Genomic DNA, 25,749 nt, shown 5'->3' with positions numbered 1-25,749 from the left:
CATTCGTGCGGTGATCACCGTGCTATGATCCGGCACTGAATTCAGGGGCTCTGATTTATGGATGTATTCAAACCACTGGTGAGCGTGCCCATGCCTGCCCAGGCTCGCAGCCAACAGGCACTGGAGCGCTTTCTCGCCGCAGGCGAGGGGCTGCTTGCCGCCAACCGCTTCGAGGAAGCCGGCGTTGCCGAAATTGCTCGCGAGGCCCGTTCATCGGTGGGGACGTTCTATCGCCTGCTCGAAGACAAGGAGCGCCTTCTCCTGCTGCTATTACAGCGCTTTCTGATGAATGTCGAGAAGATCGTCGATGAGAGATTCGACCCCGAGGCCTGGGCGGACAAGTCTCTCGAAGAGGTCTCCCGTGGGCTGGTCGGTTTTTTCGTTCAACTCTACAAGGATCGCCGCGGTGTGCTGCGCGCGCTGATCCTGCAGGGCTCCCGCGACCCCAAGGTACGCGACCGGATTCACGTTACCAATGATTTTGTCTCACAGAAAACCGCGGCAGTGCTGCGCCTGCATCGCGATGAAATCAATCATCCGAAGCCCGACAAAGCCGCGCGTTTCATTTCCCACATGGTGCTGGGCGCACTCAACCAGCACACCATTACCGGCAACTTCGGCACTACCAGCCAGCGCGAACTGACGGACGAGCTGGGCCGTGTCTTTCTCTCCTACCTGAGCCTGAAGTAGCGCTCATCGGGCGCATTGCCTGCGCCATTGACCCCGCTAGCAGCGATTGCCGGGAGCTTCAGTTTTTTATTGTAATCGGAATTCTGATTCCATATTATCGCGACTACTGAACTTCAGACTCGTCGCCTTACATGCCGCATTTTGACTACCAGCAGTTGCAGATCCACTTCCAGTGCTACGGGTCGGGCACGCCGCTGCTGTTAATTCACGGCCTCGGCTCGAGGGGCGATGACTGGCACCTGCAGGTTCCCGCCCTCAGTCGGCACTACCGGGTCATCGCCGTCGATCTGCGCGGCCACGGCGCCAGCGAAGCGGGGCCACCCCCGCTCACCATCCCGGCCATGGCGGCAGACATGGTTGCCCTGCTGGATCACCTGCAACTGCCGTCCGCCCACGTGGTGGGCTTCTCCCTCGGCGGCATGGTTGCCCAGCAGATGGCGCTGATTGCGCCATCCCGGCTCCTGAGTATGTGCCTGATCAACTCAGGTCCCTTCGCCCTGCCCGGACGACTGCGTCGCTACGGGGAGCTGACCCTGCGTACCGCAGTGGTCAGGCTGCTGGGGATGGAACGCCTGGCCGCGGTGCTGGCTGCCCGCTTGTTCCCCCACCCGGAACAGGCCGGCCTCGCCCGGCGCTTCCGCCGCCAGATGGGCGAGATGCCGAGGGCCGCCTATCTGGCCGCTCTCCAGGCCCTGCGCCGCTGGGACATCAGCGCGCGCCTGCCCGACATCAGCGCGCCGACCCTGATTATCGCCAGTGACAGGGACTACACCCCGGTGTCGGTCAAGCGAACCTACGCCGCCCGCATGCCGCAGGCCGAGCTGGCTGTGGTGACCAACTCGGGGCACGCAGCGCCGATGGACCAACCCGACGCCGTCAATCGCCTGCTCCTGGAATTTATCGACCGACAGCAATAGACGCTGCGGACCCTGCTCACAATAACAAACCCAATGGAAGGAAAACGCCATGCACACACCCGCTAGACCCTTCGCCCTGGCCGCTCTGGCGCTGGCCGTATCGTCCACAAGTACCGCCCAGACCCCATCCGCTGCGGCGCCGGCAATGCTGGAAGAAGTGATTGTCACCGCACAGCGCCGCGACCAGTCGCTGCAGGACGTGCCACTCTCTGTCAGCGCCTTCAGCGCCGAGCAGCTGACGCAGACCGGCACCACCACCATCGTAGACCTGCAGCAAAGCGCGCCCAATGTCACCCTGGCGCCCAGCCGCGGCACCAATTCCACGCTCACTGCTTTTATTCGCGGCGTCGGCCAGCAGGATCCGCTCTGGGGCTTCGAACCCGGGGTCGGGCTCTACCTGGACGACGTCTACATCGCCCGCCCCCAGGGCGCGGTGCTGGATGTGTACGACGTCGAACGGGTGGAAATACTGCGCGGCCCGCAGGGCACCCTGTACGGCAAGAACACCATCGGCGGCGCGGTCAAGTACGTAACGCGGCGCCTGGACGGTGAGACCGACCTGAACCTGAGCGCCCGCGTCGGCTCCTACCAGCAACGCGACCTGCTGGGCTCGGGTGATATCGCCCTGACCGACACACTGTTTATCGGTGCCGCCCTCGCCTCCTTCAAGGGCGACGGTTACGGCGAACTGCTGACCTTCGATGCGCCCAACTACGACAAGGAAGTCCTCAGCGGACGCCTGAGCCTGGAATGGCAGCCCTCCGACGCGCTCTTTTTGCGCCTGCAGTACGACCGCAGCAATGACAAGTCCAATGCCAAGGGCGGCCATCGCATGACCGTCGGCGCCATTAGCGGCGCGCCGATACTGGATGACGTGTACGATTCGCGGGCCGGGCTGAACCCGGCCACAGAGGTCAATACCGAAGGGGCGGCCCTCACTGCCGACTTCAGTGCCAGCGATGCGTGGACGGTGAAATCCATCACCGCCTACCGGGAGGGGGACAGCGTTGGCCCCATCGATTTCGACAATCTCGAGGTCAACGACTTCGACGTGCCCGCCAGCGTGAACGATCACCAGTTCAGCCAGGAAGTCCAGCTGCTGTACAGCGGTGACAACCTGCAGATGGTATCCGGGCTCTACTACTTTACCGGCGGTTCCGGTGGCCGTTTCGACGCCATTCTCGGGCAGACCGTGCCAGGCGCGCTGATCGGCCTGCCCATTCCCTGGATTCCCCTGATCCAGACCACCTACGGTGACGCCGACACCGAGAGCTACTCCGCCTTCGTGGATGCTGACTACAGCTTCGGTGAACACTGGTCGATGACCCTTGGTGGTCGCTACACCGAGGACCGCAAGGAGGCAGTGGTATTCTCGGAACAGTACGGCAACTTCAGCGGCGATCCGGATGACCCCTTCCGCATTCCGGTTGCAGTGCTGTCAGACTACGAGAACAGCAGAACCTTTTCTGAATTTTCGCCGCGTACCAGTGTTCGCTACAGTTTCGATAGCGGCACCATGCTTTACGCCAGCTACAGTGAAGGCTTCAAGAGCGGTGGCTTCGACATGCGCGGCAACCAGGCTGCCAACCCGGATACCGTGGAAGGATTTGAACCCGAGACGGTAGATAGCTGGGAAGTCGGGATGAAAGGCGAGTTCCTCGAGCGGCGCCTGCGCCTCAATGCCGCAGCGTTTTACGCCAGCTACAAAGATATGCAGGTAGTGACGGCGGTGGGCTTTGCCAACAACGCGCTGGGCTTCCCGGTGCCGGTGCAGAACGTGGAAAACGTCGGTGAAGCCACGCTGCGGGGCGTAGAGCTGGAGTCCGAAGCGCAGCTCGGCGACAGCCTTCGGCTGTCAGCGAATATCGGCTATATCGATACCGACATAGATGAGTGGTTGAGCGCCGATCCCTCCGGCCAGATTGTCGACGTGGCCGACCAGCGCGACATCCAGAACACCCCGCGCTGGACCGGCCAAGTCGGCCTCAACCGCGATTTCGAACTGGGCAGCTACGGCCTGTTGACCGGCTCACTGTCACTGGCCTACCGCTCCGCGGTGCAGATGTTCGAAACTCCGTCGGCCATCGACGAAGACGGCTACACACTGTGGAATGCCAGTTTGCTGTGGTACTCCGCAGATGAACAGTGGTCGGTCGGTGTGCATGGCCGCAACCTGGGCGACCAGGAGTACCGGGTGGCGGGCTACAACTTTCCGACCACCGGCGAAGGCGAGGTGATCGGTTACTACGGCGCACCGCGCACCGTGTCGCTGCAGCTCGACTACCGTTTCTGAGCCGCCTCGACTAGAACACCCGAAAACGCTTCTGCACATGGCGCTGGCGAACGGCGATATCCCGCCGCCGCTGCTCCGGGGTCATCGGGGGCGTGTCCGGCGGGAAGCAATCGCGGATGGCGTCGAAAGGAACGACTCGCGCCGCGATGGTCGGCCACTGATCCTCCGGCGGCAGGGTGCTGTAGGCCCAGCGGTGGGACAGGTAACCCCGGGGCAGGCCCGTGGTATCCACCCAGTTCGGCACCCCCGGGTCACGATGGGCCACCACCCAGCGCTGCACGCCGTCCGCGCCCATGTGCATCTGGAAGGCATTGAGACTGCTCTGGTGGTTGGCGTAGTCCGGCGACTCGCCCCACAGATTGCCCAGGTGCATGCTGGTGTACACCGGCTCACCGTGAAAACGGGCCTCGATAAACAGTGCCTCGTCCTCGGCCAGATCGAAAATGCCACCGGCGTAAATGTTAGTACTCATGCCCCCGCCAGTGTCGCCGGAAGCGGCATTGGGCCGGTTGTAGGCATTCACCGGCATAAAGTAGCGCCCGTCCCCCTCGTGGCTGCCGTTGCAGTTGAGAATGCGATCGTAGAAGGCCAGCCAGAAATGCATCTGTCCGCGCACGATGGCACCCAGCTTGCGTAGCTGTCCGGCGGTGTGGGCACTGTTCAGCGCCGGGGGATGGCTGCCTTCACTGTCCAGGCAGGCGATGGACAGGTGCAGGGGCTCCTCCCGCTCCCAGTCATAGAACAGTTGCCGCCCGCTGATGGTAGTGGCGTAGCGCTCCCCCGCCTCCGGCGCCTGCTTCGACGGCGGTTTGCGGGTGCAGATGAAGTTACCCTCGTAGCCTGCCGGCCGCTCTGGCCCCAGGTGCAGTTCCAGCACCCCGTCCGGCCCCACCTCGAGCTGTGAAGTGTCGAGGGTGCCAAAGCCGGTGCGCCCGCCTGGCATCAGTTCGCGCAGGTCGCCGGTATCGCCGGCCATGGGGCCCGCTGCCACCTCGAAGATCAGGTACTGGGGCGCCAGCGGGCCGTCAACTGCGCGCGCTTCACCGCGCCAGTGGCGCCAATCCGGCAAGCGGGCAGTGACCCGGTAGTGCTTGCGGCCGTCCAGCGGTGCGTAGAAGTAGATGGCATCAGCGTTGTCGATGGTGGACTTGTTGTACACCGACAGGGCGTTGCGGAAGGCGGGAAAGTCCGGATCCTCGTGGAAGGCGCGTTCGACGGCGTGATGAATAAAGCCCGACAGGTAGCGGTATCCTTCCGCCAGGTTGCGGTCGCTCGCCGGCGGCGGGAAACAGGCCGGGTCATCAATGGCATTCCGGGCGGCCTGTAAATTTTCGATCAGGTCGTCCCAGGCGGCTTTAAGCTCTTCCCGTGCTTGCTCAGTGGTCATCTGTGTCACCTCCTTTCGCTATGCCCTGGCCGCCAGTTGCGCAGCGATAAAAGCGTCTCCCAGACGGGTTTTGCCATCCAGGCTGTAAACGTCCTGCCCGGTCGCGTGCAGCCAGTGGCGACTGTAGGCCACCTGGCCGACATGGCGCCCAGTGCACAGGGACAGGGCCGCTTCCGCCATGGTTTCCAGAGGCTCCGCCATGTCAGGGTTGCGTTCGGCAATCGCCCGCACGTACTCCGCACCCGGCGTGAGCACAATGCTGACCGGCGCCAGTGAATTCACGAATACGCCATCTTCCTCTACCTCGTGCGCCAGCCCTTCGGTATAGCGATTGAGGGCCGCCTTGGTAGCGCCGTAGGCAGTGATGGCATGGGCGGCCATCTTGCTGTCGCGGTAAGGCACAGCGGGTTGCTCGCAACTGGCTGAAGATATATTCAGAATCCAGCCGCGGCCCCGCTCGCGCATGCCGGGCAGCACCTGCTGTGCAAGATCAATCGGCGCGTTCAAATTGATTTCGTACATCCAGCTGCGCTCGGCCGCGCTCACCTGACTGGGCAGGCCCATCTTCGCCCCGGCGGCGTTGTTCACCAGGATGTCCAGAGGCCCCAGCTCCGCCTCTGCCCGCGCCACCAGATCGGCCCGCGCGCGGGCATCGGTCAGGTCGCAGGCCAGGGCCACTGCCCGGCCGCCGCTGTCGTTGATGGCGGCAACCGCCTCATCCAGGGTGCCCGGCAAATTGCCGTGGGCGCCCAGTCGCGATGCCACCATGGCGACCGCGGCGCCCTCTGCAGCAAAACGCTGGGCCATGGCCAGGCCGATACCCCGGCTGGCGCCGGTAATCAGGGCCGTTCTTCCCTGTAACTGATTCATGCGGGTACTCCTGATGTTATTGCTTTGGATGTCGGGTTTGCTGCCGTGTCGACTGCTGTCTGGCGCGGCCACTGGTACGCGTCGAACAGGTCGTCCAGCTCCTCTTCGATACGCGCTGGCGACAGCTCGTAGTCGTCGATACTGTATTCGAAGGTACCTTTGTGGCCACGCTCGTGCTCTTCCCGCGCCTGCAGCCAGGCATCAAAGGCCGGTGTCATCGGCAAACCCAGTGCTTCGTACATGGCGTGTACGGTCTGCCGTGGACTGTTGGTGATATCGCGATAGTCAACGAAGATATGCGGCGTATCCGGGTGAGCCGCCAACACCTGTCGCGGGTGGTGGAAAGACTCGAAGGAAATCTCCGTCATCACCCGCAGCGACGCGGCGTACTGCTCCCGGCTCCAGCCCTTGCCGCGCCAGCTGACCTCCAGCAACTTGAGGGTGCTGGGAATACACTGGTGGGGGTTGCGCACCATCACCGCAATGCGGGCGTCGGGGAAGGCCTCGATCAAGGCCCCCACCCAACCGCACATCACCGGATTTTTCGACAGGTGGATGCGATCGCCGCCATTGAGCAGCAGTTGCCGCTTCACACACTCGCGATAGTGGTGCAGCCAGCGGCGGCGCTTCCTTTCAGGCATCTGGTCAACATGGAACTGGTCAATCCTGTGCATCAACGGCACATCCAGGGCCCACTGCTGGGTGACGAAGGCAGCGCGCATAACGAACTGGTCTTCCTCGGCGTTCCACAGGCTCATGTTGTGGATATGGCGATAGCGGCCGAAGGTCCTGTCGTCCCAGGCCTTGAGCTTTTTCATGCAGGGGCCGCCCAGCCAGGCGTCGATACGGCCGAGGCCGCGAATCACTTTCTTTTGCAGCAGCGAGGGGAAAAACAGCTCCCAGTAGAGGAAGTAACTGAAGGTATCACCGTCCGCCGCCAGCAGGCGGTGAGCCAGGGTGGTGCCGGAGCGGGCGTGGCCGACGATAAACACCGGGCGCTCCACCGTCTGCCGCCACAGCCGCGGGAACAGGAGGTAATCCAGCAGGAAACAGAGACTGTGAAATAGAGTCGCCAGGGGCACCAGCACCAGCAGGCGCAACAGCATGCGCGGCCGCCCCGGCCAATCCTTCAGCGACCAGACGTGGGCCAGTACCCGCCAATAGTATTGTCCATCGAAGTACACCCTGCCCCACCCCGTTGTCTGCCCGGCTTTGAAGGGGCCAGACTAGAGCGCCGCCTCAGGGGTGACAATTCACATTCCAGCACCAGCCCCTGACACCCAAGCCGTTGAAAGTACACTGGTTTTCACCAACTACTCGGGGCACACTGCAGGCCACTTACATTTTTACCGCCCGGCACCGGCCATGAACGACGAGCAACAACCACCCCGCGCCCGCAAGCGCCCGCGCCAGAGCCGCGCCCGGCACACCATGCGCGCCATCCAGGAAGCCTGCCTGAAAATTCTCGATAACGAGGGCGCCGACAAACTGACCACGGCGCGAATAGCCGAGGTCGCCGGGGTCAATATCGCCTCGCTCTACCAGTACTTCCCCAACAAGGAGGCCATACTCTCGGACGTCTACGAGAACCGCATGGAGCAGTTGCTGCTGAAGGCCCAGCGGCACTTTCAGCAGATCCAGAAGCTGGCGGACCGCTCGGTGCCGGAAACCCTGGCCGCCATCATCGCCCAGGAATGTGAGCAATGGCTGGCCCTGCAGCAACTGGAGCCGGACTTCTTCCGCAAGTACCGGGGCAGTTTCGACATCCACCGGCGGGTTGAGGAGTTGACCGAGTCCCTCAACAACCCGTCCTGGGAAGCCTGGCTGGCACAGTGGCTGGCCGACAAGGACGCCGGCGGCAATCCCCGCTACCGTGCCCTGCTACTGCGCCAGACGCTTCGGGGCAACCTCAGCCAGGCCATGCAGGAACAGCCGGAACTACTGGCAGACGCCAACTATCGCGAGGAGTTGCTGCAACTGCTACTGCGCTATCTCGATAGCAACTGAGGCAGCGGGACGGGCTTCAGGCCGCCCGCAACGCGCGCCCCAGCACCGCGCTGCCCAGCGCCTCGTCGAAGGCGCCGTCGCGCCACACCACCTGGCCGTTGATCAGTACGAGCGGCACGATTCCTTCCGGTCGATTGACCATCTGCTGGTGCTCGAACAGGTCGCGGTAGATGAACTCCCGCGTATCGTTGGTATCCCAACCGGCCAGTTTCTCCGGGTCGACCAGGGTGATATCCGCCTGGGCGCCGGGCTCAATGCTACCCACATCGAGATTGAAGAATGCCGCCGGTTCGCGGGTCAGCCGCCGCACGATGGTGGCGACAGTCGTTTCTCCCTTTTGCTGGGCGAGCTTGAGGGACATCAGGTTGGAATCGTAGAAGGCCATATTGGTGATGTGGGCACCGGAATCGTTAAAACCGGGCATGGCCTGGGGGTGCAGCAGAAAATCCAGGGTGGCGCGGTTGCCGTCGTTACTCACGTCGATCCAGTAGCGGAAGTTCCGGTCGTACTCGCGCAGCATGCCGAGCATGAAATCGGCGTCGTCACGCACCTGCAGGGAAAAACTGCTGAAGGCTTCGCGCTCGGCATCGGAACGGGCGGCATCAGCGGCGCCGTCCTGGAAACGCTGCAGGCGCTCACTGACTGACTGCAGGGTCTCGCCCTCCCAGTCGGCCACCGGCGCGCCATCGAAGACCATCCGCTCGAGATCGCGCACTACCAGATTGTCCGGCATGCCCAGCTTCGCCTTGAAGTGGGCCCAGTTGCGCCCGCGGCGGCCGTGATGCCAGTCGGCACGGAAACGCTCGACCCAGGCCGGGTTATTCAGCAGGGCGCGCCGCCCCTCCAGGTCGTCGTATTCCAGGGCGATAAGCTCGCAGGTGGAGTCCAGCTCTTCAAACAGCGGGCTGACGATGCCGTCGGACCACACGCGGAAATTGGTACCCAGGGCCTGGAAGTGGATATTGCCCTTGAACAGCCGACTGTTCATCAGCCTGGCAAAGCCGAGAAAGGCATTGGAGGCCTTGGGCGCCAGCACGAACTCCATCACCGACAGGGCCGAGGTTTTCAGGGTCTTGCCAAACAGTCGCCCGCTGGTCAGGGCGAAATAGCCAAAGGCCTTGAGCCGGTTTTCGATAATCGGCGTGGTCTGCCACACCCGGTCGTACTTGCGCACCACCGCCAGCAAGCGCTTCATTTCCTTGAAGGAGGCGAACTGGGTGGGAATGCGTTTATCCGTATTGGGCGCGTTGGCCAGGTAGTGAAAGGGCAGGCCGTCGGTGGACAGGCCCAGGTAACCCTGCTGCAGGGCCTGCTCCAGCAGGCGCTCCATCTCGCCCAGCTCCGCCTCGGTCGGCTCCCGGGTGACACTGGCCTCCAGCCCCATCACTTCCACCCGCAGCATGGAGTGGGGCACAAAAGCCGCCACGTTGGGGCCGAGGGGAATCTCGCCGAAGTGGTCGAGGTAGTCGCCGGTATTGTCCCAGGTGACCGCCTCCACGCTTTTGGCCAGCACCTTCTTGGGGATGTTTTCCACCCGGGTAAAGCAATCGACGATGGGGTTCTGGTCGCCCTCGATCTGCTTGCCGAAACAATTGCCGAGGCTGCAATTCCCGAACAGCACCGTGGTGGTACCGTGGCGCACCACTTCCGGCAGTGCCGGCTCCAGGTCCACTTCCAGGTCGAGGTGGGTGTGAATATCCAGCAGCCCGGGCATCAGCCACTGGCCGCTGGCGTCGATCACCTGGGCCGCCTGTGATGGCGGCAGGCCAATGCCCCGTGCTGCGATCCGGCCATTGGCAATGGCTATATCTTCCTGCCGCGGCGGGCTGCCACTGCCGTCGAAAACCGTGGCGCCGGTGATCAGGGTGTCCCAGGCTGTGCTCATTGGCTGTCCTCTTATGCTTATGGGTGACGCCGAGTGTAGGACAGTGGACAGCGCTGTGAAAGCGTCAGGCCGCCGCCTTGTTAAACCGGTCCCGGGTGCGGTTGGCAAACCACACCAGTGACAGCATCACCGGCACTTCCACCAGAACGCCTACCACGGTGGCCAGCGCCGCCCCCGAATGAAGCCCGAACAGCGAGATGGCCACCGCCACCGCCAGCTCGAAGAAGTTGGAGGTGCCGATCAGGCAGGCAGGGGCCGCCACGTTATGCGGCAACTGCAGCTTTAATGCCATGACATAGGTGATAGCGAAAATGCCGTAGGTCTGGATCAGCAGGGGAATCGCGATCAGCACGATGGCCAGGGGCCTGGCCAGAATGGTCTCGGCCTGGAAACCGAACAACAGCACCACCGTGGCCAGCAGGCCGAGGATGGACCAGGGCTTCATACGCGCCAGGAAGGCATTGAGCCGGCTGTGATCGTCGGCGCGATCGAGCCGGTGACGGGTCCAGACGCCTGCCAGCAAAGGCACCAGCACATAGAGCACGACTGACAGCAGCAGGGTATCCCAGGGCACGTGGATATCGCTGATACCCAGCAGCAGTCCGGCAATCGGGGCGAAGGCAAAGATCATGATCACGTCGTTGATCGACACCTGCACCAGGGTGTAGTTGGCGTCGCCCTTCGTCAGCTGGCTCCACACAAACACCATCGCGGTGCAGGGTGCCACGCCGAGCAGGATCATGCCAGCGATGTATTCGCCGGCCGTCTGCGGGTCCACCCAGTCGACGAAAATGACCCGGAAGAACAGCCAGCCCAGCAAGGCCATGGTGAAGGGCTTGATCAGCCAGTTGATAACCAGGGTCAGTACCAGCCCCCGGGGATTGCGCCCCACATCGCGGATGGAGCCGAAGTCCACCTGCACCATCATCGGGTAGATCATCAGCCAGATAAGCAGCCCCACCGCAATATTCACGTGGGCATACTCCCAGCTCGCGATGACCGCGAATGCCCCGGGTATTGCCAGGCCCGCCAGAATGCCGGCTATGATTGCCAGTCCTACCCAGACACTGAGATATCGTTCGAACACACCCATTGTGATACTCCCTAAATCGAGCGCTGGTTAACGCGCTGGCTGAGCTGCTCCGCGCTTTCCACCCGCTCGGAATAGCGGTCGACGAGGTATTCTTTGTTCCCGCGCAGGAGCAGGGTGAACTTCACCAGCTCCTCCAGCACATCGACAATGCGGTTGTAGTAGGGCGAGGGTTTCATGCGGCCACCCTCCTCGAATTCCATGAAGGCTTTGGCCACGGAGGATTGATTGGGGATGGTGAACATGCGCATCCAGCGCCCCAGCACGCGCATCTGGTTGACCGCATTGAAGGATTGCGAGCCGCCACTGACCTGCATCACCGCCAGCGTTTTACCCTGGGTAGGCCGCACCCCGCCGATATTGAGCGGCACCCAGTCGATCTGGCTCTTGAGAATGCCGGTCATGGCGCCGTGGCGCTCGGGGGAGCACCACACCTGCCCCTCCGACCACACCATCAGTTCACGCAGTTCCTGCACCTTGGGGTGCTGGTCCTCGCCGCTGTCCGGTTGCGGCAGACCGCGGGGGTCAAAAATACGCGGCTCGGCGCCCAGGGCAATTAACAGCCGGGACGCCTCTTCCACCACCTTGCGGCTATAGGACACCTCGCGCAGCGAGCCGTAAAGCAGCAGGATGCGCGGCGGGTGGCTGTCGTCGGGGGCGGCAAAGCCACCGGCAGCGGGACGCTGAAACTGCGCCGGATCGATATTGGGCAGTGTGGTATCGAGTGCACTCATTATTTTGCTCCTTGCTCTGCCAGCGCCGTGCGCAGGGCATCGCCCTGCAGCCCGCCGCAGGCCAATTGCGCCAGCACATCCACCCGGCGCTCTACTTCCGCGATACAGGCCGAGAAGGCCGCGGCCTGCTCTGCAGTATTGCCTTCAATTTTCGAGGGATCCGACAGGCCCCAGTGCACTTTCATCGAGTTGCCGAGGTACAGCGGGCAGGCCTCACCGGCGGCAGCGTCGCACACAGTAATCACCAGATCCGGCGCGAAATCCGCGAACTCATCCCAGGACTGGCTCTGCAACCCCTCCGTGGGATAGCCCGCCTGCGCCAGGTAGTGCAGGCTCAGCGGGTGTACTTCGCCAGCGGGCTGGCTGCCGGCGCTGCGCACATCGAGCACCGCGCCAGCCCGGTGCCGCGCGATGGCCTCCGAGAGAATGCTGCGGCAGCGGTTATGGGTGCACACAAACAGGATTTTCATGGCTGATCTCTCATGACGCACTACAGGCGGTGGCGCGAGCCTCCCCGGCGAGGCGGGCGCGCGGTTCCAGCAGGAAGTCAGCTGAGGCCCGGGCGGTATCCTCGAGCACTTTGCGCGCCCAGTCCGGCAGGCCCACGTGCAGGCGGTAGTACACCCAGCGTCCACGGCGCTCGCCCTCCACCAGGCCGCATTCCCGCAGTTCGGCGAGATGGCGGGAGACCTTGGGCTGGCTGAGGTCGAGGGCCAGCATCAGCTCGCAAACACACAGCGGCTGCCTGTCGGTCAGCAGCAGAAGACTCTTCAGCCGGGTCTCATCCGAGAGGCATTTGAAGAAGGTAAGGGGGGACATGTATTGCACTCTGCGCCAAACACATATGGATGTTCATATATATGAGCAATCGAATGCAATAGAAATTTTACCGTGGGAGCCTGTAACACTCCCAATAGCTCGAGCGCGCCCCTAGAGACCGTCTCTGACCTTGATAATCTCCTTCGAGTGGGCGGGGAGCGAAAATTCAACGCCGTCTTCACCGATGGTGTACTCAGGGAAGACGTCACCGGCACCGTTCAGGTACAGGGCTTTCTGCCCGGGAATAACCAGGGGCGGCACGATGTGGTAGTAGAGCAGATGGCCCACACCGGCATCGCGTGCGGTTTCGGCAGCGTCCATCGGGCTCGCGTGATAGTCGGGAATATCGTGGGTGATTTTGGCGAGAATCGGGTCACCGGTTTTCTTTGCGGCATCGTGCATCATGCCTACCAGATTGGGCGCCAGCGCCTCGTGTACCAGCAGGTCGACACCCCGGGCGAAGGCCTCGATGTTGGGTGATTTCACGGTATCACCGGTAATCAGCAGCGAGCGCCCCTTGTAGCTGAAGCGGTAGCCCACTGCCGGATCCACCGGCGCGTGATCGACAGCCAGGGCTTCCACCACCAGATCACCGTCATCGATCAATGTGGCCAGTTCACCCAACGCAGGTTTGCTGAAAGGCACTGCCTTCATCCCGGCGCCGCCAAGCGGCGCCACCGTATCGCCGTGATGCGCGTGGCGATAGGTGACATCCTGGCCATAGGCCCTATTGAAGCCATCTACCACCTGCCCTACCCCTTCCGGGCCGTGAACCGGCAGCGGTTTGTCATTATCTCCGCCAGCCCAGCGTAGCGTCGCCAGTTCGCCCAGGCCGTCGATATGGTCGGAATGAAAGTGGGTGAGGAATACGCCTTCAACGCTACCCACCTGGTAGCCCATGCGGCCCAGGTTGCGGGGGCTGTCGGTGCCGACATCGACAATGAAAAGGCGCTGCCCGGCGACCACCGCAACGCAGGGCCCGGATGCTTTTGGCGCCGGTAGCGGACCGCCGGCACCGCACAGTGCCAGATGGAGCCCGTCGCCTAGCTCCGCCACACGATCCGCCGCCAGGCGTGATTCCAGTCCTCTCTCCATCAGGCGGGCAGCGATGCCGGCGCGCTGGCTGTAGGCGATCAGACCGATTGCTGCCAGGGCGACGAGAAGGACAAGGGATCTTTTCATCGTTTACTCCTTGAAGGGAGCGAATCTGGGGTACAGGTTGTCGCGAGTGTCCGCGAAGCTGTCATTCTCGAAGGTTTAGTCGAAGGCTTCCGGCTCTGGATCAGGAGGTTCATCGTCTTCTCCCCGCAGCTTGATCAGAGCAATTTGCACATTACCTTCCGAGGCGATCAAAGCCTTTTTGCATTCTAAGAGGCCTGCCCCTGTCAAGGTGCGAAGCTCTTTAAGCCTTTCTTCCATATCTTGCTTAGCTTTGCACCAATCCTGACGAATAGCCTATTGACCGCCAGTCGCGTTGTTCGTGTCGTAGAGGTCCTCATTGCGGACTTTAGCTTAATTGGAGGTCATTCGTACCCAAAGCCCATTCGTCTGGAGGGCATGCATATCACTCCAAAGGAGTTAACTCTTCTCTGTATATTTTCATACCGCGAGCAAGATAATTTGACAGTGCGCCAGGGTGGTCAAATGTACAAGTGTGCACCCATACTCGACTGGTACCCGGCCATTCCCAGGCAGAATGAATTGCATGACTTAAAAGTGGCCCACCGAAACCTCTTCCGATATAGCTAGGTGCTAAACCAAAATACCGAATTTCAGTATTCTCATTATCTTTATATAGCTCATAGTATCCAGCGATGCTGCCTCTGTAGTATGCAACCCACGTTCTAAGAGAGTCGCTCTCTACAATGTCACGCCACTGATCATCGTTCCACTCGTCCAAATCACCCCATTCCCACTCTGAGCCGACAAGCTCATATAGAAACTTATTGAACTGATACTGCGGCTCTCTACATTCAATAACTTCGAGCACGTCAGGCAGTGCTTTTTTCTGGAGGTCGTTGACGGAAAACATCTCCAGATATGTTGTCTTGTACTGTTTAGAATCCATAAACTACTCTAACAAAAAAAACTCTATCCCATTCTTTACTTTCAATCTGACCTACTGGTCCTGCGGGCTCAATCGGCGGATGAAACACAGGCGGCAAAGCGATCTGCCGGTGTTTCAAATTCTAGCGTCTTTCTGGGTCGCTCGTTCAGTAATCTTGTCATCAGGTTGAGCTTCGCCTGAGAATACATGGAAAGATCAGTTTCTTTTGGAAAATACTGTCTTAGCAGGCGATTAGTATTTTCATTTGATCCGCGCTGCCAGGGACTTCTCGGATCACAGAAGTACACCTGAATGTCAGTTGCGAGTGTAAATTTCTGGTGGCCAGTCATTTCAGAGCCACGATCCCACGTTAATGACTTATAGAGTTCTGTGGGGAGCAACCGTGCTTGTCTGATCAAAGCACTTATAACGGTCGACGTGTTCTTGTCCTCGATCTTGGCCAGCATCACATACCGAGTCTTTTGCTCGACAAGAGTGTCAATGTGACTGCCCCCACTACCGGCGATCAAGTCACCTTCCCAATGGCCTGGAACAGCTCGATCTTCCGCTGTCGGCGGCCGCTCACTGGTTGGGATAGCATCTGCAATCGAACCCAGGCCTTTCCCTTTCAACGTGGCCTTTCTAGGCCGTCTGAAGACTCGCTCACTTCTGAGGTCGGCAAGCAATTCCCGTTTCAGTACACCTCGGGCCTGAATATACAAGCACTTGTAGATAGTCTCAGAGACACGTGATAGTACTCGTCATTGGGATAGCGCCGCTTCAACCATCCAGCAATCTGCTCGGGTGACCATAGAATACTGAGCTTCTGGGAGATCGTCGAGGAAATCCGCGTTGGGGCCGGCCTCCGGCTGATGCTGGGAATGGCCCCGAATGACAGCGGAAATCAAGACGATGATGCCGTCCTGCTGTCGGAACTGGACATTGGATTTGTCACCGGTCAACAGCTGCCCTCCTCCGCCGACCTGGCGGCACTCCGCCGGGGCGTCCTGTTCGATGCCCAGGTAGACGAGACCCAGGACGCGCCGGCTTTCCTCAAACGCATCCATGTCGATGAGGCAGATCCAGTGCAGTGGCCTGAGGACGAGATATGGGCCATCAAGGAGATGCCGGCTTCCGCCCGGCAGTCCGCAGTCGCCAGCCACCTCAAGCCCGATCGCTGGGATGTGGTGATCGAAGACCTGGCGTCGACGGTCCTCCAGTGCCGCAACTCGCTCACTGTCGAAGACGAACAGACAGAGTTGCGGCTGAATCGTAAACCTCGCTATACCCGTGGTTTCTCTCCACCGCTACGCCCATCGGACATCGAGAACCCTGGAAAGACGAACGAAAACATCTGGCCAATCAGCATGGGCTTGCACGACACCACCAACCATTATCTTAGCTGGCATTCCGACCACTCCGGCTCCATGGCCATTGCCTGGCGTCTGGCTCGCGCGAACCTGAACAGCCGGCTCGCGGGCGAAACACTGCTGGCCCTAACAGCCTCTCCCGGCGCGACGGCCAAGCGCACGTTGTACAAGCCCCTCTGCTGGATGCTGGGTGCCATCCCTGCGGGCCTCCTGGTATTCATCAACCAGCCGACGTACCTCTGCGCTTATTTGCTCCTCTGCTTGATATTTTCCCGCAAAACGAACTCTGGCTCAGGCGAGCCTGATTCTTTGCGCCAGTACCGGCTCCTGGCATCAGCCCTCGAAACACTGAACCACGGTTCGAATCCGACATCGGTGCACAAAGCCCTTAAGTCCATCGACCAGGCAGCCGATATCGCTACCGGATTCATCCGCCCGCACGACGACACCCTCCACCTGGTCAGGGATCTTCTCGCAGGGCTCGCTGAACCCGCATAAGGGACCAGTTCACACTTTCGGCCCCTCGGCCTTGCGGAAACTTTGAAATTCCGCATGGCCGGTTACAATCCCAGCTCCTTTCTAAACCCAACAAGGAATGCCTGCTCATGGCGCCTCGATTTGCTCGTTTTTTGCTCGGATATCTGCTATCGAGCCTGATATCAGTGGCAGCGATTGCTGACGGTGATCCCGTAATTTATGCACCACAGGAAATGGTCCCCTCCGGACTCAACTCCGGCGACACCTTCTATGTGATTTTTAATACGGAGGACATTATTGATGGAACCTCGGCGAATCGCAGCACCTATGACGATTTCGTCAATGCAGAAGCAGACATTGCGTCTACATATGGCACTGATGACCCCAGCATTACCTGGAGAGCCTTGGTGGGAACGCAGAATGACGGTCCTCAGTCGACGGGCCTGTTTAACTCAGATATCCCAATTTACAACATCTTGGGGCAACGTATTGCGGCCAATGAAGCGGCTCTGTTCAACTCTATTAATATCCCGATCGAAGCTGGCATCTTTGACCAGTATGGGATGAGTTCTTGCTCTGGGGCATTCTGGACGGGTCTTACCAATACTGGCGACCTGGGCTCCCCTTTAGGTAGCCCAAACCCGGCGGCCGCTGCGTGCAATCAGGCCTTTGGCATTCTTTATATTTCTGACGCCCCAAATGACAGCCAGTTCCCTGTTCTAGCAGTTTCACCCCTTTTAACGGTCCCCAATCCTGCGCCGACATTCACTGCGTCGTTTTCTCCCTCTACCGTAATTGTTGGCGGTATCACAACCCTGACCTATACCATCGACAATAGCGCCAAAATCAGTGCGGCTACCGGCCTTGATTTCACTCATCATCTTCCGGCCTCACTCAAGGTTGCCCTGCCCTCAAATCTGAGCACCACCTGCACCGGAGGAATTCTGTCAGGCTCCACTGGAGCCACCAGCGTCTACTATACAGGCGGAACGGTCAGCGCCGGGGGAATCTGTACGATCTCTGTAGACATCCAGTCCAGCACGGCTGGAAACCTGTCCAATAGCACCGGAGATCTGAATTCTATTAGTGGGAACAGCGGCACCGCCACAGCAACGCTGACGGTTAATCCGATCCCGACGCCCAGCGCTCCAGACATCACCGGCATCACCGTCGGTGTTACCTCAGTTACGTTGACCTTTGACCCGGCCGGAGACAACGGGTACGCGATCACCAACTACGAATATCGACTCAACGATTGCACCAACTACCAGCCATTCAGCCCGGCGATTACCGGCGGTCCTGTAGTGATTGATGGCCTGACTCCTGACACCAACTATGAGATCAGTATTCGCGCTATCAATGCGGGCGGCGCGGGAGATGCTTCTGCAGCCACACCGATTAGAACCTTAGCTCCGGATAATACGCCCCCGGTCATCACACTGCGTGGCAATGCGGTCATGACCCTGACCAAGGGTGGGGTGTTCACTGACCCCGGCGTTGACGTAACGGACGACAGGGACAGCGCAGTGACTGTGCAGAAGAGCGGTTCGGTGAACACCAATCAAATTGGTACCTATACCCTGTTCTACAACGCACGGGATAATGCCGGCAACCATGCCGTCCAGGTGACCCGCACGGTGACTGTGGAAGAAAGTGATGTAGAGCCGGTCACAACCCACACCGACAACCTACCGGGTGGTGGCACGGGCTCACTGCAGATCACCGGTGAGGATGAGGCCTGCACCATCACCAATGCCTCTTTTACTCCAGCTGCCGGGTTACCGGATGGTTACCAGGACTTCAGGGGCGCGGTGTCCTTCATAGCTAACAGTTGCGGTGGTTACGTTGACGTCGTGATGGACTTCGGAACAGCAATCCCTGCTGGCGCCGAGACCTGGAAATCCAATGGCAGCTGGAGGCAGCTAGTGTCGGCGACCATCTCCGGTTCCACGGTATCGTTCAGGGTGATCGATGGTGGCCCGCTGGATGCCGACGGCACCGTGAATGGTCAGATTAACGACCCCTTTGCGATCTTCATTCCAGCTTCCACGCCCGGTGCCACACGGCCGACTGCAGTGCCTGCGGTCCCCCTCTGGGGCCTGGTCCTTGGTGCCCTGGCCCTGTTCGGCATCGGCCGTAAACGCCTGAAGGCGCTCAACTAAACCATCTCTTCGGGGCACCCGTTGCTACTCTCGCGCGGGTGCCTGCTTTTACACCCAGCCCTCACCGTCCCACTAAGACTTTGCGCAAGCTGTGCTACTGAATCACCACCAGTTTGCTAGACACCTTTCAGCCAACCTCTCAAACTCAGACAAGGTGTGCATCAATCATGTCCAGAATCTCCCGATCCGACCATGTCTCTACCACCAGCACGGCCTGATAGGGATCTCCCGGCAAGCCGAGCAGTGCACAAAGTGCAGGCTCGGTTTTCAGCCCGGACAATTTCAAGGCGCGAACCCGCTGCCTGAAACGCTCACCGCCAATGCGGGAGAGTCGCTGCATCAACTTGAAATGCCGATAGCCCAGCTGCTCTGTTACCGGTGTGCCCGCAACGAACACTTCGAACATGAAATCACGCCATCGGAATCGCCCCACCGCATAGTCGTCCCGCTGAGTGAAAACATAACCATCGCATGAGGCGTACGCCCGACTGAACACGCGCTCGAATGCGCCGGCGTCGGAACAGGAGCAGACGATATCTATGTCACTGTCGGGTGTGTCAAAGCCAACGTATATCGTGCTCACAATCTCGGGAGAAAAGGCCGCCAGAATCGCCAGAACCTGGCAATCAGCGACGGCCTCCTTAGCCAAAACCAACCGGGTTTCCACCCTTCCCCTACCTTTTATAGCCAGTCGGTCAGGCAGAATACCCTTTCAAAGCATTACCTGCCCAATGATCGACCGCGCCACAGCAGGTAGACCACCGGCAGGATCAGCAGCGTCAGTACAACAGAACTGATCATCCCTCCCACCATCGGTGCGGCCAGCCGGCTCATGACTTCCGACCCGGTGCCACTGCCGTACAGGATAGGCAGCAGACCGACGATGGTTGCGGCGGCCGTCATCACCACCGGCCGCACCCGCCGTACGGCGCCCTGCAGCACGGCCTCCTGGAGTTCTGCACGCGTGTGGTCGGCGTTGTCCTCTTGCAGGGTCCCCCAGGCTTGATCGAGGTAAACCAGCATAAGCACCCCGGTTTCCACCGCGATGCCGGCCAGCGCGATCACACCCACCCCCACGGCAACGGAGAAGTTGAAGCCGAGCAAGTACATCAGCCACACGCTGCCTACCAGCGCCAGGGGCAGGGTTCCCATGAGAATCGCCACCTGGGTGAAGTTGCGAAAGCTCATGTAGAGCAGCACGACGATAATCGCCAGCGTCAGCGGGACAACGTACATCAACCGCGCCTTGGCGCGTTCCATGTACTCGTACTGCCCTGCCCAGGTGACGGAGTAGCCGGGGGGCAGGTCCAGTTGCGCAGCGACCACTTCCCGTGCCTCGTCCACGTAGCTGCCGATATCCACGCCATCAATGTCGACGAAGGTCCAGCCGTTCAACCGGGCGTTCTCGCTTTTAATGCCGGGTGGACCGTCTTCGATCTTGACGGTGGCCACGTCCGCCAGGGCGATGCGCTGCCCGGCGGGTGTGACGATGGGCAACAGGGCGAGTTGCTCGGGCGAGTTGCGAAAGGCCTGTGGATAGCGCAGGTTCACCGGATAGCGCTCCAGGCCCTCCACCGTGAGGGTCACGTTCATGCCGCCCACCGCGGTGGCAATCACCTGCTGCACCTGGGCAATACCCAGGCCGTAGCGGGCGGCCTGCTCGCGGTCGATGTCCACATTGATATAGCGCCCGCCAGCAACCCGCTCGGAATACACCGAGGCGGTGCCCGGCACGTCTGCAAGGATCTCTTCCAGTTGCTTGCCGAGTTCCTGGATGGTGCCCAGGTCGGGCCCGGCGACTTTGACGCCCACCGGTGTCTTGATGCCAGTGGCGAGCATGTCGATGCGGGTCTTGATCGGCATCACCCAGGCGTTGGTGACCCCGGGCAGTTTCACCAGTGCGTCCAGTTCCTGCTTCAGTTTCTCGGTAGTCATGCCCTCGCGCCACTCATCGCGGGGCCGCAACTGGATAAAGGTCTCGATCATGGTCAACGGTGCCGGATCGGTTGCAGTTTCAGCGCGGCCGATCTTGCCGAACACGGTGGCCACTTCGGGTACGGTGCGAATCAGCTTGTCGGTGTGCTGCAGCAAGCGCCGGGCCTCGCCGATGGAGATGCCGGGGTAGGTCGTGGGCATGTACATCAGGTCGCCCTCGTCCAGCGGCGGGATGAACTCGCTGCCGATGTGCTGCAGCGGCCACAGGGCGCTGAGCGTCAGCAGCCCGGCCATCACCAGTGCCGTTTTCGGCCGTTTTAACGTGGCCTTCAGCGCCGGCAGGTAGGCCTGCATCAACGCCCGGTTCACCGGATTCTTCGCCTCCGGCATGACCTTGCCGCGGATGAAATAGCCCATCAGTACCGGCACCAGGGTGATCGCCAGCGCCGCCGCGGCCCCCATGGCGTAAGTCTTGGTGAAGGCCAGCGGCGAGAACATGCGCCCCTCCTGGGCTTCCAGGGTAAATACCGGGATGAAGCTCACGGTGATAATCAGCAGGCTGAAAAACAGCGCGGGCCCAACCTCCACAGCACTCTCGGTCACCACCTGCCAGCGGTTTTTATCCGTGAGCGGGCGCCGCTCCATGTGCTTGTGCATGTTCTCGATCATGACAATGGCGCCGTCGATCATGGCGCCGATGGCAATGGCGATGCCCCCCAGCGACATGATGTTGGCGTTGAGACCCTGCAGGTACATCACGATAAAGGCGGCCAGAATTCCCACCGGCAGGCTGATTACCGCCACCAGCGAGGAGCGCAGGTGGAACAGGAACAGGGCGCAGACCAGGGCCACCATCAGCAGCTCTTCCCCCAGCTTGTACCAGAGGTTCTCCACTGCGCGGTCGATCAGGCCGGAGCGGTCGTATACGGTGACCACCTCCACGCCCTCCGGCAGGCTGCCCTTGAGGCTTTCCAGTTTGGCCTTTACGCCATCGATGGTACTGCGGGCATTTTCGCCAAAGCGCATCACCACAATCCCGCCGGCCACCTCGCCTTCGCCGTTCAGCTCGGCGATACCGCGACGCATCTGTGGCCCGACCACGATATCGGCCACATCCTTCAGCAACAGCGGTGTACCGTTGGCGTTGGTACCCAGGGGCACGTTGCCAATATCTTCCGCGCTCTGCAGATAGCCGGAGGCGCGCACCATGTACTCCGCCTCGGCCATCTCGATCACCGAGGCGCCCACTTCCTGGTTGGCCTCGCGGATCGCGGTCTGGATCAGTGACAGCGGGATGCCGAAGGCGCGCAGCTTGTCGGGATTCACCTGCACCTGGTACTGGCGCACCATACCGCCTACCGACGCCACCTCGGACACGCCGGGAACGGTTTGCAATTCATAGCGCAGAAACCAGTCCTGCAGGCTGCGCAGCTCACTGATGTCGTGCTGGCCAGTGCGATCCACCAGGGCGTAGAGGTAGACCCAGCCCACCCCGGTGGCATCCGGACCGAGCTGCGGCCGGGCGCCCTCGGGCAGGGTGGGCGCCACCTGGCTGAGATACTCCAGCACCCGGCTGCGGGCCCAGTAGAGGTCGGTGCTCTCGTCGAAAATCACATAGACGTAGGAGTCGCCAAAGAAGGAGTAGCCGCGCACGGTCACCGCGCCCGGCACCGACAACATGGCGGTGGTGAGCGGATAGGTGACCTGGTCCTGCACCACCTGGGGCGCCTGCCCCGGGTAGCTGGTCTTGATAATGACCTGCACGTCAGACAGATCCGGTATGGCGTCTATCGGCGTGTTGCGCACGGAATACACGCCCACCCCGACCAGGATGGCGGTGGCCAGCAACACGAAGAAACGGTTGCCCACCGACCAGCGAATCACCGATTCAATCATGGTCAGACACTCCAGCGCCGGCGTCGTGCTGCATGTCGCCGTGGTTCATCGTCGAGTGATCCACGCCGGAGTGATCCATTGGGGCATCTTCCTGCTGCGGGTCACCCATGGCCGAGTGATCCATCGTCGAGTGATTCATGCCGGAGTGATCCATGGGCTCCGGGGCCTGCATACGCTGGAAGTCCGAGCTCTTGCTGGATTCCGAGTCGAGCAGGAACTGGGCCGACACCACGATGCTGTCGCCCTCCTCGAGCCCCTCAAGGATTTCTACCGAGCGCTCGTCGAAGCGCCCCGGGCGTACCGCCACCGATTTGAAACGCCCCTCGCCCAGGGCCAGTACCACGCGATCCTGGCGGCCGGTACGAATGAGTGCCTCTCTGGGCACCACCAGGGTGTCGCCGCCGGCCTCACCGTGAATGCTCACCTGGGTGAACATGTTCGGCCGTAACAAACCGTCTTCATTGGCAAAGCGCAGCCGGGCGCGCACGGTGCGCAGCTCGGGGTCCAGGGCCGGGTAGACATAGTCAACCTTCCCCTGCCACTCGCGGCCGGGCAGGTAGTCCAGGCGCATGGTCACCGGCAGGCCCGCGCGCAAGCCCGCCACCTGGCGCTCGAAGACTTCAGCTTCCACCCACACCTCGTCCAGCTGTCCGATCGACAGCATGGTGGTGCCGGGCTGCACGTAGAAGCCCTCGCGAATGGCCAGTTCGTCCACCACCCCGCCCTGTACGGCGTAGAAGGTAACCGTCTGCACGGCCTTCCCGCGGCGCCGCAATTGCTGGATGAACTCCTCGCTCAGGTGCAGGGCCCGCAGCCGCGCGGAGGCGGCCTCGACCAGCGCACTGTTGTTGCGCTTGAGGGCAATCAGCAGTTCCTCCTGGGCATTCACCAGTTCCGGCGAATACAGCTCATACAGGGGCTGGCCCTGCTCAACGGGATCACCGGCGGCCTTCACGTACAGCCGTTCAATCCAGCCCGACACGCGGGGGTGGATGTGAATCAGGCGGTCCTCGTCGTAGTTCACATAGCCCACGGTCTGGATATCGGTCTGCCAGGGCTGGCGGCGGGCAGTGGCGATGCGCACGCCCAGGTTGTTGACCACCTCGGGGGCTATTTTCACCGTACCGGGTCCGGCGTCAGCGCCGTCACCGGCACTGTCTTCGGGAAAAACGGGAATAAGGTCCATGCCCATGGGCGACTTGCCGGGCTGGTCGCGGCGGTAGTTGGGGTCCATGGGGGCCACCCAGTACAGGGGCTTAGGCTCTCCAGACGCCGTACTGGCGGTTTCACCATCCGAGGCCGGCAGGAGCAATGCCGCGGCCCCGGCGCCAGCCAGGGCGCTCAACATAACAATCCACAGGGTTTTCACGATGCAGTCTCCTCAGCGGCACTGAGGCCAGCCAGGTAATAATTGAGTCGGGCGATGGCGCGCTGGCGCTCTACCCGGATACCCAGGGCTTCCACCCGGGCGTTGAGTTCGTCTATGCGGGCCCGTACCACCTCGGCGAAGTCGCCTTCGACACTGGTGTAGGCACTGAGGGCCGCCTCGTACTGATCCCGCATCTGGCCGAGCAGGCGATCGCTGTACAGCGAGTTACGCGCGTCCAGCTGAGCCAGGCGGGCGCGTTCAGCTTCAAAACCGGCCCGCAGGCGGCGCAGGGCGAGGGCCCGGTCGGTGCGGCTCGCCTCGGCCTCGGCCGCTGCGGACTGCAGCTCCTGGTCCTGGCGATTGCCGGTGAACAGCGGCAGGTCGAAGCTCAGCCCGACCGAGAAAAAGTCCGCCCGATCCATGCCGTCCGGTGCATCCTCGCGGTAACCGTAACTGGCGCTCAGGCCCCACTGGGGCCGGTACTTCTGCCGCGCCAGCTCCACGCCGACATCACTGGCGGCAATGGTCTGCTCAACGCCGCTTACCATGGGGTGGGCTGACAGCACCTGACCGAGCCAGGTGCTGTCTACTGCTGCCTCTGTTCGCACCCGGTCAGCTGCCCGCAGCTCGAGCTCGGGCAGGCTCTGTCCCACACCCACGTCAACGCCATAGCCCTCCCCCAGCCACTCCCCCAGTTGGCCGAGGGCGGTATCGCGCTGCTGACGCAGGCTGGCTATGCGGTCGTCCAGCCGGGTGAGTTCAAGCTGGGCGCGAATCACATCCTGCTGCCGGGTCTGGCCCAGCGTGTTGGCGTAACTGTTCTGGGCCACCTCCACCAGGTACTCGAACAGGGCCCGGTCATTCTCGATCAGGCGCGCGCTCTCCTGCGCCTGCCAGGCATCCAGCCACAGCCCGGCCACGGTCACGGCGACCTGTTCGCGGCGATCCGCCCGCAGGTGAGTCTGCTGCTCCCCCAGCAGGGCGTAGCGCGACTGGCTGAGCTCCAGGCTGTCGCCCCGGGGCAACGCCTGACTGACCCCGACCATGAACTGGGTCATGGGCTCCTGGTTGAAGTTGAAGGTGTCGGTGGGCAGGTTGGCGGCGCCCATACTGACCATCGGGTCCGGCAGGGTGCCGGCGGCGACCTCGCTGGCGGCCAGCGCCTGCTGGCGCAGTCGGCTGCCCTCCAGCCACGGGTCCTGCTCGCGCGCGAGTGCGACGGCGTCAGACAGTGACAAAGGCTGCTGGGCGAACAGCGGCGCACTGAGACTAAAGAGAGTCAACGCCAGGCAACTGGCGCGGACAAAAGGTTCGGCGAACATGGTGATTTCCCCATTCCGGGAGCTGGCGAACCAGCGCTGACACAATCCTGGGGTGGTCTACACCGCAGGGTTAATTACGTGTAGGACAGGCGCAGCTGTCCTGTGTCAGGCGAAAATGGGGGGACGTTCGAAACGGGAACAGGCGGGGGTGGTATGACGCACCGGGGCCAGCGGCAGCAGGGCTGCCAGGGGGGGTAACTGCAGCAGTTCTGCCTGGCAGGGCAGAGCCGCACCGGTGAAACAGGCCTGCATGGGGCAGTGCTCGCTGTCGTCACAACAGTCGTCACCGGCAGGAGCGGCCGGTTCGGCCTCCATCATCCCTGCGTGTGCCGCGTGATGATTCATGTCGGCACCGCGCTCTTCCTCACAGGCACTGGCGGCCCCGCTCTGGGCCAGCAGGCTCAGGGCGAAGAAAACAGCGGTCAGCAGTGTGGAGATACGGGATGACATGGGCCGGGATTATAGAGAGGCTGCTGACA

22 protein-coding genes and 1 pseudogene are annotated in these 25,749 nt (G+C 61.6%); 6 read left to right on the top strand and 17 right to left on the bottom strand.

What is annotated here, in order from left to right; all coding sequences use genetic code 11:
• The first annotated feature begins 57 nt into the window (after positions 1-57).
• The 3 genes from FVW59_RS00645 (at position 58) to FVW59_RS00635 (ending at position 3,900) form a co-directional block, all read left to right on the top strand.
• Positions 58-690 carry a TetR family transcriptional regulator gene (locus FVW59_RS00645; protein WP_148062317.1) on the top strand — a complete coding sequence of 211 codons (633 nt, stop codon included), beginning with the start codon at positions 58-60 and terminating at the stop codon, positions 688-690.
• A 131-nt stretch (positions 691-821) separates the two neighbouring features.
• Complete coding sequence (locus tag FVW59_RS00640; protein ID WP_148062316.1) at positions 822-1,607, top strand: alpha/beta fold hydrolase; 786 nt, start codon at positions 822-824, stop codon at positions 1,605-1,607.
• Between the two features lie 49 nt (positions 1,608-1,656).
• Positions 1,657-3,900: a TonB-dependent receptor gene (locus tag FVW59_RS00635; RefSeq protein ID WP_148062315.1), complete on the top strand. Its 2,244-nt coding sequence runs from the start codon at positions 1,657-1,659 to the stop codon at positions 3,898-3,900.
• Between the two features lie 10 nt (positions 3,901-3,910).
• Here the strand turns inward: FVW59_RS00635 and FVW59_RS00630 are convergent, their stop codons facing one another.
• From FVW59_RS00630 to FVW59_RS00620, 3 genes are read right to left on the bottom strand one after another with little or no spacing between them, the layout of a single operon-like run.
• On the bottom strand, positions 3,911-5,287 hold the full coding sequence (locus FVW59_RS00630; protein WP_148062314.1) for a hypothetical protein: 1,377 nt from the start codon (positions 5,285-5,287) through the stop codon (positions 3,911-3,913).
• An 18-nt stretch (positions 5,288-5,305) separates the two neighbouring features.
• Complete coding sequence (locus FVW59_RS00625; RefSeq protein ID WP_148062313.1) at positions 5,306-6,157, bottom strand: SDR family NAD(P)-dependent oxidoreductase; 852 nt, start codon at positions 6,155-6,157, stop codon at positions 5,306-5,308.
• A complete protein-coding gene (locus FVW59_RS00620; RefSeq protein ID WP_246139588.1) occupies positions 6,154-7,263 on the bottom strand; it encodes a sulfotransferase family protein in 1,110 nt (369 codons plus the stop codon). Before FVW59_RS00620 ends, FVW59_RS00625 begins: the two co-directional genes overlap by 4 nt.
• A gap of 259 nt (positions 7,264-7,522) precedes the next feature.
• Here FVW59_RS00620 and FVW59_RS00615 point away from each other — a divergent pair, with 259 nt between their 5' ends.
• Positions 7,523-8,164 carry a TetR/AcrR family transcriptional regulator gene (locus tag FVW59_RS00615; RefSeq protein ID WP_148062311.1) on the top strand — a complete coding sequence of 214 codons (642 nt, stop codon included), beginning with the start codon at positions 7,523-7,525 and terminating at the stop codon, positions 8,162-8,164.
• A 16-nt stretch (positions 8,165-8,180) separates the two neighbouring features.
• On the opposite strand, the gene FVW59_RS00610 is transcribed toward FVW59_RS00615, so the two are convergent.
• From FVW59_RS00610 to FVW59_RS00575, 9 genes and pseudogenes are all read right to left on the bottom strand, one after another.
• Complete coding sequence (locus tag FVW59_RS00610) at positions 8,181-10,049, bottom strand: N-acyl-D-amino-acid deacylase family protein (protein ID WP_148062310.1); 1,869 nt, start codon at positions 10,047-10,049, stop codon at positions 8,181-8,183.
• A gap of 64 nt (positions 10,050-10,113) precedes the next feature.
• Positions 10,114-11,142 carry an ACR3 family arsenite efflux transporter gene (gene arsB / locus FVW59_RS00605; RefSeq protein WP_148062309.1) on the bottom strand — a complete coding sequence of 343 codons (1,029 nt, stop codon included), beginning with the start codon at positions 11,140-11,142 and terminating at the stop codon, positions 10,114-10,116.
• An 11-nt stretch (positions 11,143-11,153) separates the two neighbouring features.
• Positions 11,154-11,873 (bottom strand): arsenical resistance protein ArsH, encoded by a 720-nt coding sequence (gene arsH, locus FVW59_RS00600; protein WP_148062308.1) that lies wholly within the window; start codon positions 11,871-11,873, stop codon positions 11,154-11,156.
• Entirely contained in the window at positions 11,873-12,343 is a 471-nt protein-coding gene (locus tag FVW59_RS00595; RefSeq protein WP_148062307.1) for an arsenate reductase ArsC, read from the bottom strand. Before FVW59_RS00595 ends, arsH begins: the two co-directional genes overlap by 1 nt.
• Positions 12,344-12,353: 10 nt before the next feature.
• The gene (locus FVW59_RS00590) at positions 12,354-12,692 is read right to left on the bottom strand and encodes a metalloregulator ArsR/SmtB family transcription factor (protein ID WP_148062306.1); all 339 of its coding nucleotides are present in this window, start codon (positions 12,690-12,692) and stop codon (positions 12,354-12,356) included.
• Between the two features lie 111 nt (positions 12,693-12,803).
• On the bottom strand, positions 12,804-13,874 hold the full coding sequence (locus FVW59_RS00585) for an MBL fold metallo-hydrolase (protein ID WP_148062305.1): 1,071 nt from the start codon (positions 13,872-13,874) through the stop codon (positions 12,804-12,806).
• Between the two features lie 75 nt (positions 13,875-13,949).
• The gene (locus FVW59_RS19535; protein ID WP_187275695.1) at positions 13,950-14,111 is read right to left on the bottom strand and encodes a UBA domain-containing protein; all 162 of its coding nucleotides are present in this window, start codon (positions 14,109-14,111) and stop codon (positions 13,950-13,952) included.
• Positions 14,112-14,256: 145 nt separating this feature from the next.
• Entirely contained in the window at positions 14,257-14,760 is a 504-nt protein-coding gene (locus FVW59_RS00580) for a GNAT family N-acetyltransferase (RefSeq protein ID WP_148062304.1), read from the bottom strand.
• Positions 14,761-14,828: 68 nt separating this feature from the next.
• Positions 14,829-15,610: pseudogene (locus tag FVW59_RS00575) on the bottom strand (IS30 family transposase); the annotation flags it as partial.
• A 10-nt stretch (positions 15,611-15,620) separates the two neighbouring features.
• Between FVW59_RS00575 and FVW59_RS00570 the strand changes: the two are divergent.
• Together FVW59_RS00570 and FVW59_RS00565 are read left to right on the top strand one after the other, a co-directional pair.
• A complete protein-coding gene (locus tag FVW59_RS00570) occupies positions 15,621-16,607 on the top strand; it encodes a hypothetical protein (RefSeq protein WP_148062303.1) in 987 nt (328 codons plus the stop codon).
• A gap of 107 nt (positions 16,608-16,714) precedes the next feature.
• Positions 16,715-18,748 (top strand): DUF7933 domain-containing protein, encoded by a 2,034-nt coding sequence (locus FVW59_RS00565; protein ID WP_148062302.1) that lies wholly within the window; start codon positions 16,715-16,717, stop codon positions 18,746-18,748.
• Positions 18,749-18,893: 145 nt separating this feature from the next.
• Here FVW59_RS00565 and FVW59_RS00560 read toward each other — a convergent pair whose 3' ends face one another.
• From FVW59_RS00560 to FVW59_RS00540, 5 genes are all read right to left on the bottom strand, one after another.
• Positions 18,894-19,415, bottom strand: a complete 522-nt coding sequence (locus FVW59_RS00560) for a DUF4269 domain-containing protein (RefSeq protein ID WP_187275694.1) — start codon at positions 19,413-19,415, stop codon at positions 18,894-18,896.
• 53 nt (positions 19,416-19,468) lie between these two features.
• A complete protein-coding gene (locus tag FVW59_RS00555; protein WP_148062300.1) occupies positions 19,469-22,579 on the bottom strand; it encodes an efflux RND transporter permease subunit in 3,111 nt (1,036 codons plus the stop codon).
• Positions 22,572-23,948: an efflux RND transporter periplasmic adaptor subunit gene (locus FVW59_RS00550; protein WP_425468386.1), complete on the bottom strand. Its 1,377-nt coding sequence runs from the start codon at positions 23,946-23,948 to the stop codon at positions 22,572-22,574. The genes FVW59_RS00555 and FVW59_RS00550 overlap by 8 nt, the downstream gene beginning before the upstream one ends.
• Positions 23,945-25,270 carry a TolC family protein gene (locus tag FVW59_RS00545; RefSeq protein ID WP_148062299.1) on the bottom strand — a complete coding sequence of 442 codons (1,326 nt, stop codon included), beginning with the start codon at positions 25,268-25,270 and terminating at the stop codon, positions 23,945-23,947. Before FVW59_RS00545 ends, FVW59_RS00550 begins: the two co-directional genes overlap by 4 nt.
• 105 nt (positions 25,271-25,375) lie before the next feature.
• On the bottom strand, positions 25,376-25,720 hold the full coding sequence (locus tag FVW59_RS00540; protein ID WP_148062298.1) for a hypothetical protein: 345 nt from the start codon (positions 25,718-25,720) through the stop codon (positions 25,376-25,378).
• Positions 25,721-25,749 lie beyond the last annotated feature (29 nt).

The sequence above is a fragment of the Parahaliea aestuarii genome, from assembly GCF_008064635.1.
Lineage (GTDB): Bacteria > Pseudomonadota > Gammaproteobacteria > Pseudomonadales > Halieaceae > Parahaliea > Parahaliea aestuarii.
The sequence above is the reverse complement of the archived record's forward strand: the minus strand, read 5'-3'. Positions and strand labels throughout refer to the sequence as shown.

Coding starts and splice junctions, on each gene's coding strand:
- FVW59_RS00585 (WP_148062305.1), bottom strand. CDS start 13,874: ATGAAAAGATCCCTTGTCCTTCTCGTCGCCCTGGCAGCAATCGGTCTG.
- arsH (WP_148062308.1), bottom strand. CDS start 11,873: ATGAGTGCACTCGATACCACACTGCCCAATATCGATCCGGCGCAGTTT.
- FVW59_RS00645 (WP_148062317.1), top strand. CDS start 58: ATGGATGTATTCAAACCACTGGTGAGCGTGCCCATGCCTGCCCAGGCT.
- FVW59_RS00615 (WP_148062311.1), top strand. CDS start 7,523: ATGAACGACGAGCAACAACCACCCCGCGCCCGCAAGCGCCCGCGCCAG.
- FVW59_RS00630 (WP_148062314.1), bottom strand. CDS start 5,287: ATGACCACTGAGCAAGCACGGGAAGAGCTTAAAGCCGCCTGGGACGAC.
- FVW59_RS19535 (WP_187275695.1), bottom strand. CDS start 14,111: ATGGAAGAAAGGCTTAAAGAGCTTCGCACCTTGACAGGGGCAGGCCTC.
- FVW59_RS00610 (WP_148062310.1), bottom strand. CDS start 10,049: ATGAGCACAGCCTGGGACACCCTGATCACCGGCGCCACGGTTTTCGAC.
- FVW59_RS00640 (WP_148062316.1), top strand. CDS start 822: ATGCCGCATTTTGACTACCAGCAGTTGCAGATCCACTTCCAGTGCTAC.
- FVW59_RS00635 (WP_148062315.1), top strand. CDS start 1,657: ATGCACACACCCGCTAGACCCTTCGCCCTGGCCGCTCTGGCGCTGGCC.
- FVW59_RS00580 (WP_148062304.1), bottom strand. CDS start 14,760: ATGGATTCTAAACAGTACAAGACAACATATCTGGAGATGTTTTCCGTC.
- FVW59_RS00620 (WP_246139588.1), bottom strand. CDS start 7,263: ATGCTGTTGCGCCTGCTGGTGCTGGTGCCCCTGGCGACTCTATTTCAC.
- FVW59_RS00595 (WP_148062307.1), bottom strand. CDS start 12,343: ATGAAAATCCTGTTTGTGTGCACCCATAACCGCTGCCGCAGCATTCTC.
- FVW59_RS00590 (WP_148062306.1), bottom strand. CDS start 12,692: ATGTCCCCCCTTACCTTCTTCAAATGCCTCTCGGATGAGACCCGGCTG.
- FVW59_RS00625 (WP_148062313.1), bottom strand. CDS start 6,157: ATGAATCAGTTACAGGGAAGAACGGCCCTGATTACCGGCGCCAGCCGG.
- arsB (WP_148062309.1), bottom strand. CDS start 11,142: ATGGGTGTGTTCGAACGATATCTCAGTGTCTGGGTAGGACTGGCAATC.
- FVW59_RS00555 (WP_148062300.1), bottom strand. CDS start 22,579: ATGATTGAATCGGTGATTCGCTGGTCGGTGGGCAACCGTTTCTTCGTG.
- FVW59_RS00565 (WP_148062302.1), top strand. CDS start 16,715: ATGGCGCCTCGATTTGCTCGTTTTTTGCTCGGATATCTGCTATCGAGC.
- FVW59_RS00540 (WP_148062298.1), bottom strand. CDS start 25,720: ATGTCATCCCGTATCTCCACACTGCTGACCGCTGTTTTCTTCGCCCTG.
- FVW59_RS00545 (WP_148062299.1), bottom strand. CDS start 25,270: ATGTTCGCCGAACCTTTTGTCCGCGCCAGTTGCCTGGCGTTGACTCTC.
- FVW59_RS00570 (WP_148062303.1), top strand. CDS start 15,621: ATGGCCCCGAATGACAGCGGAAATCAAGACGATGATGCCGTCCTGCTG.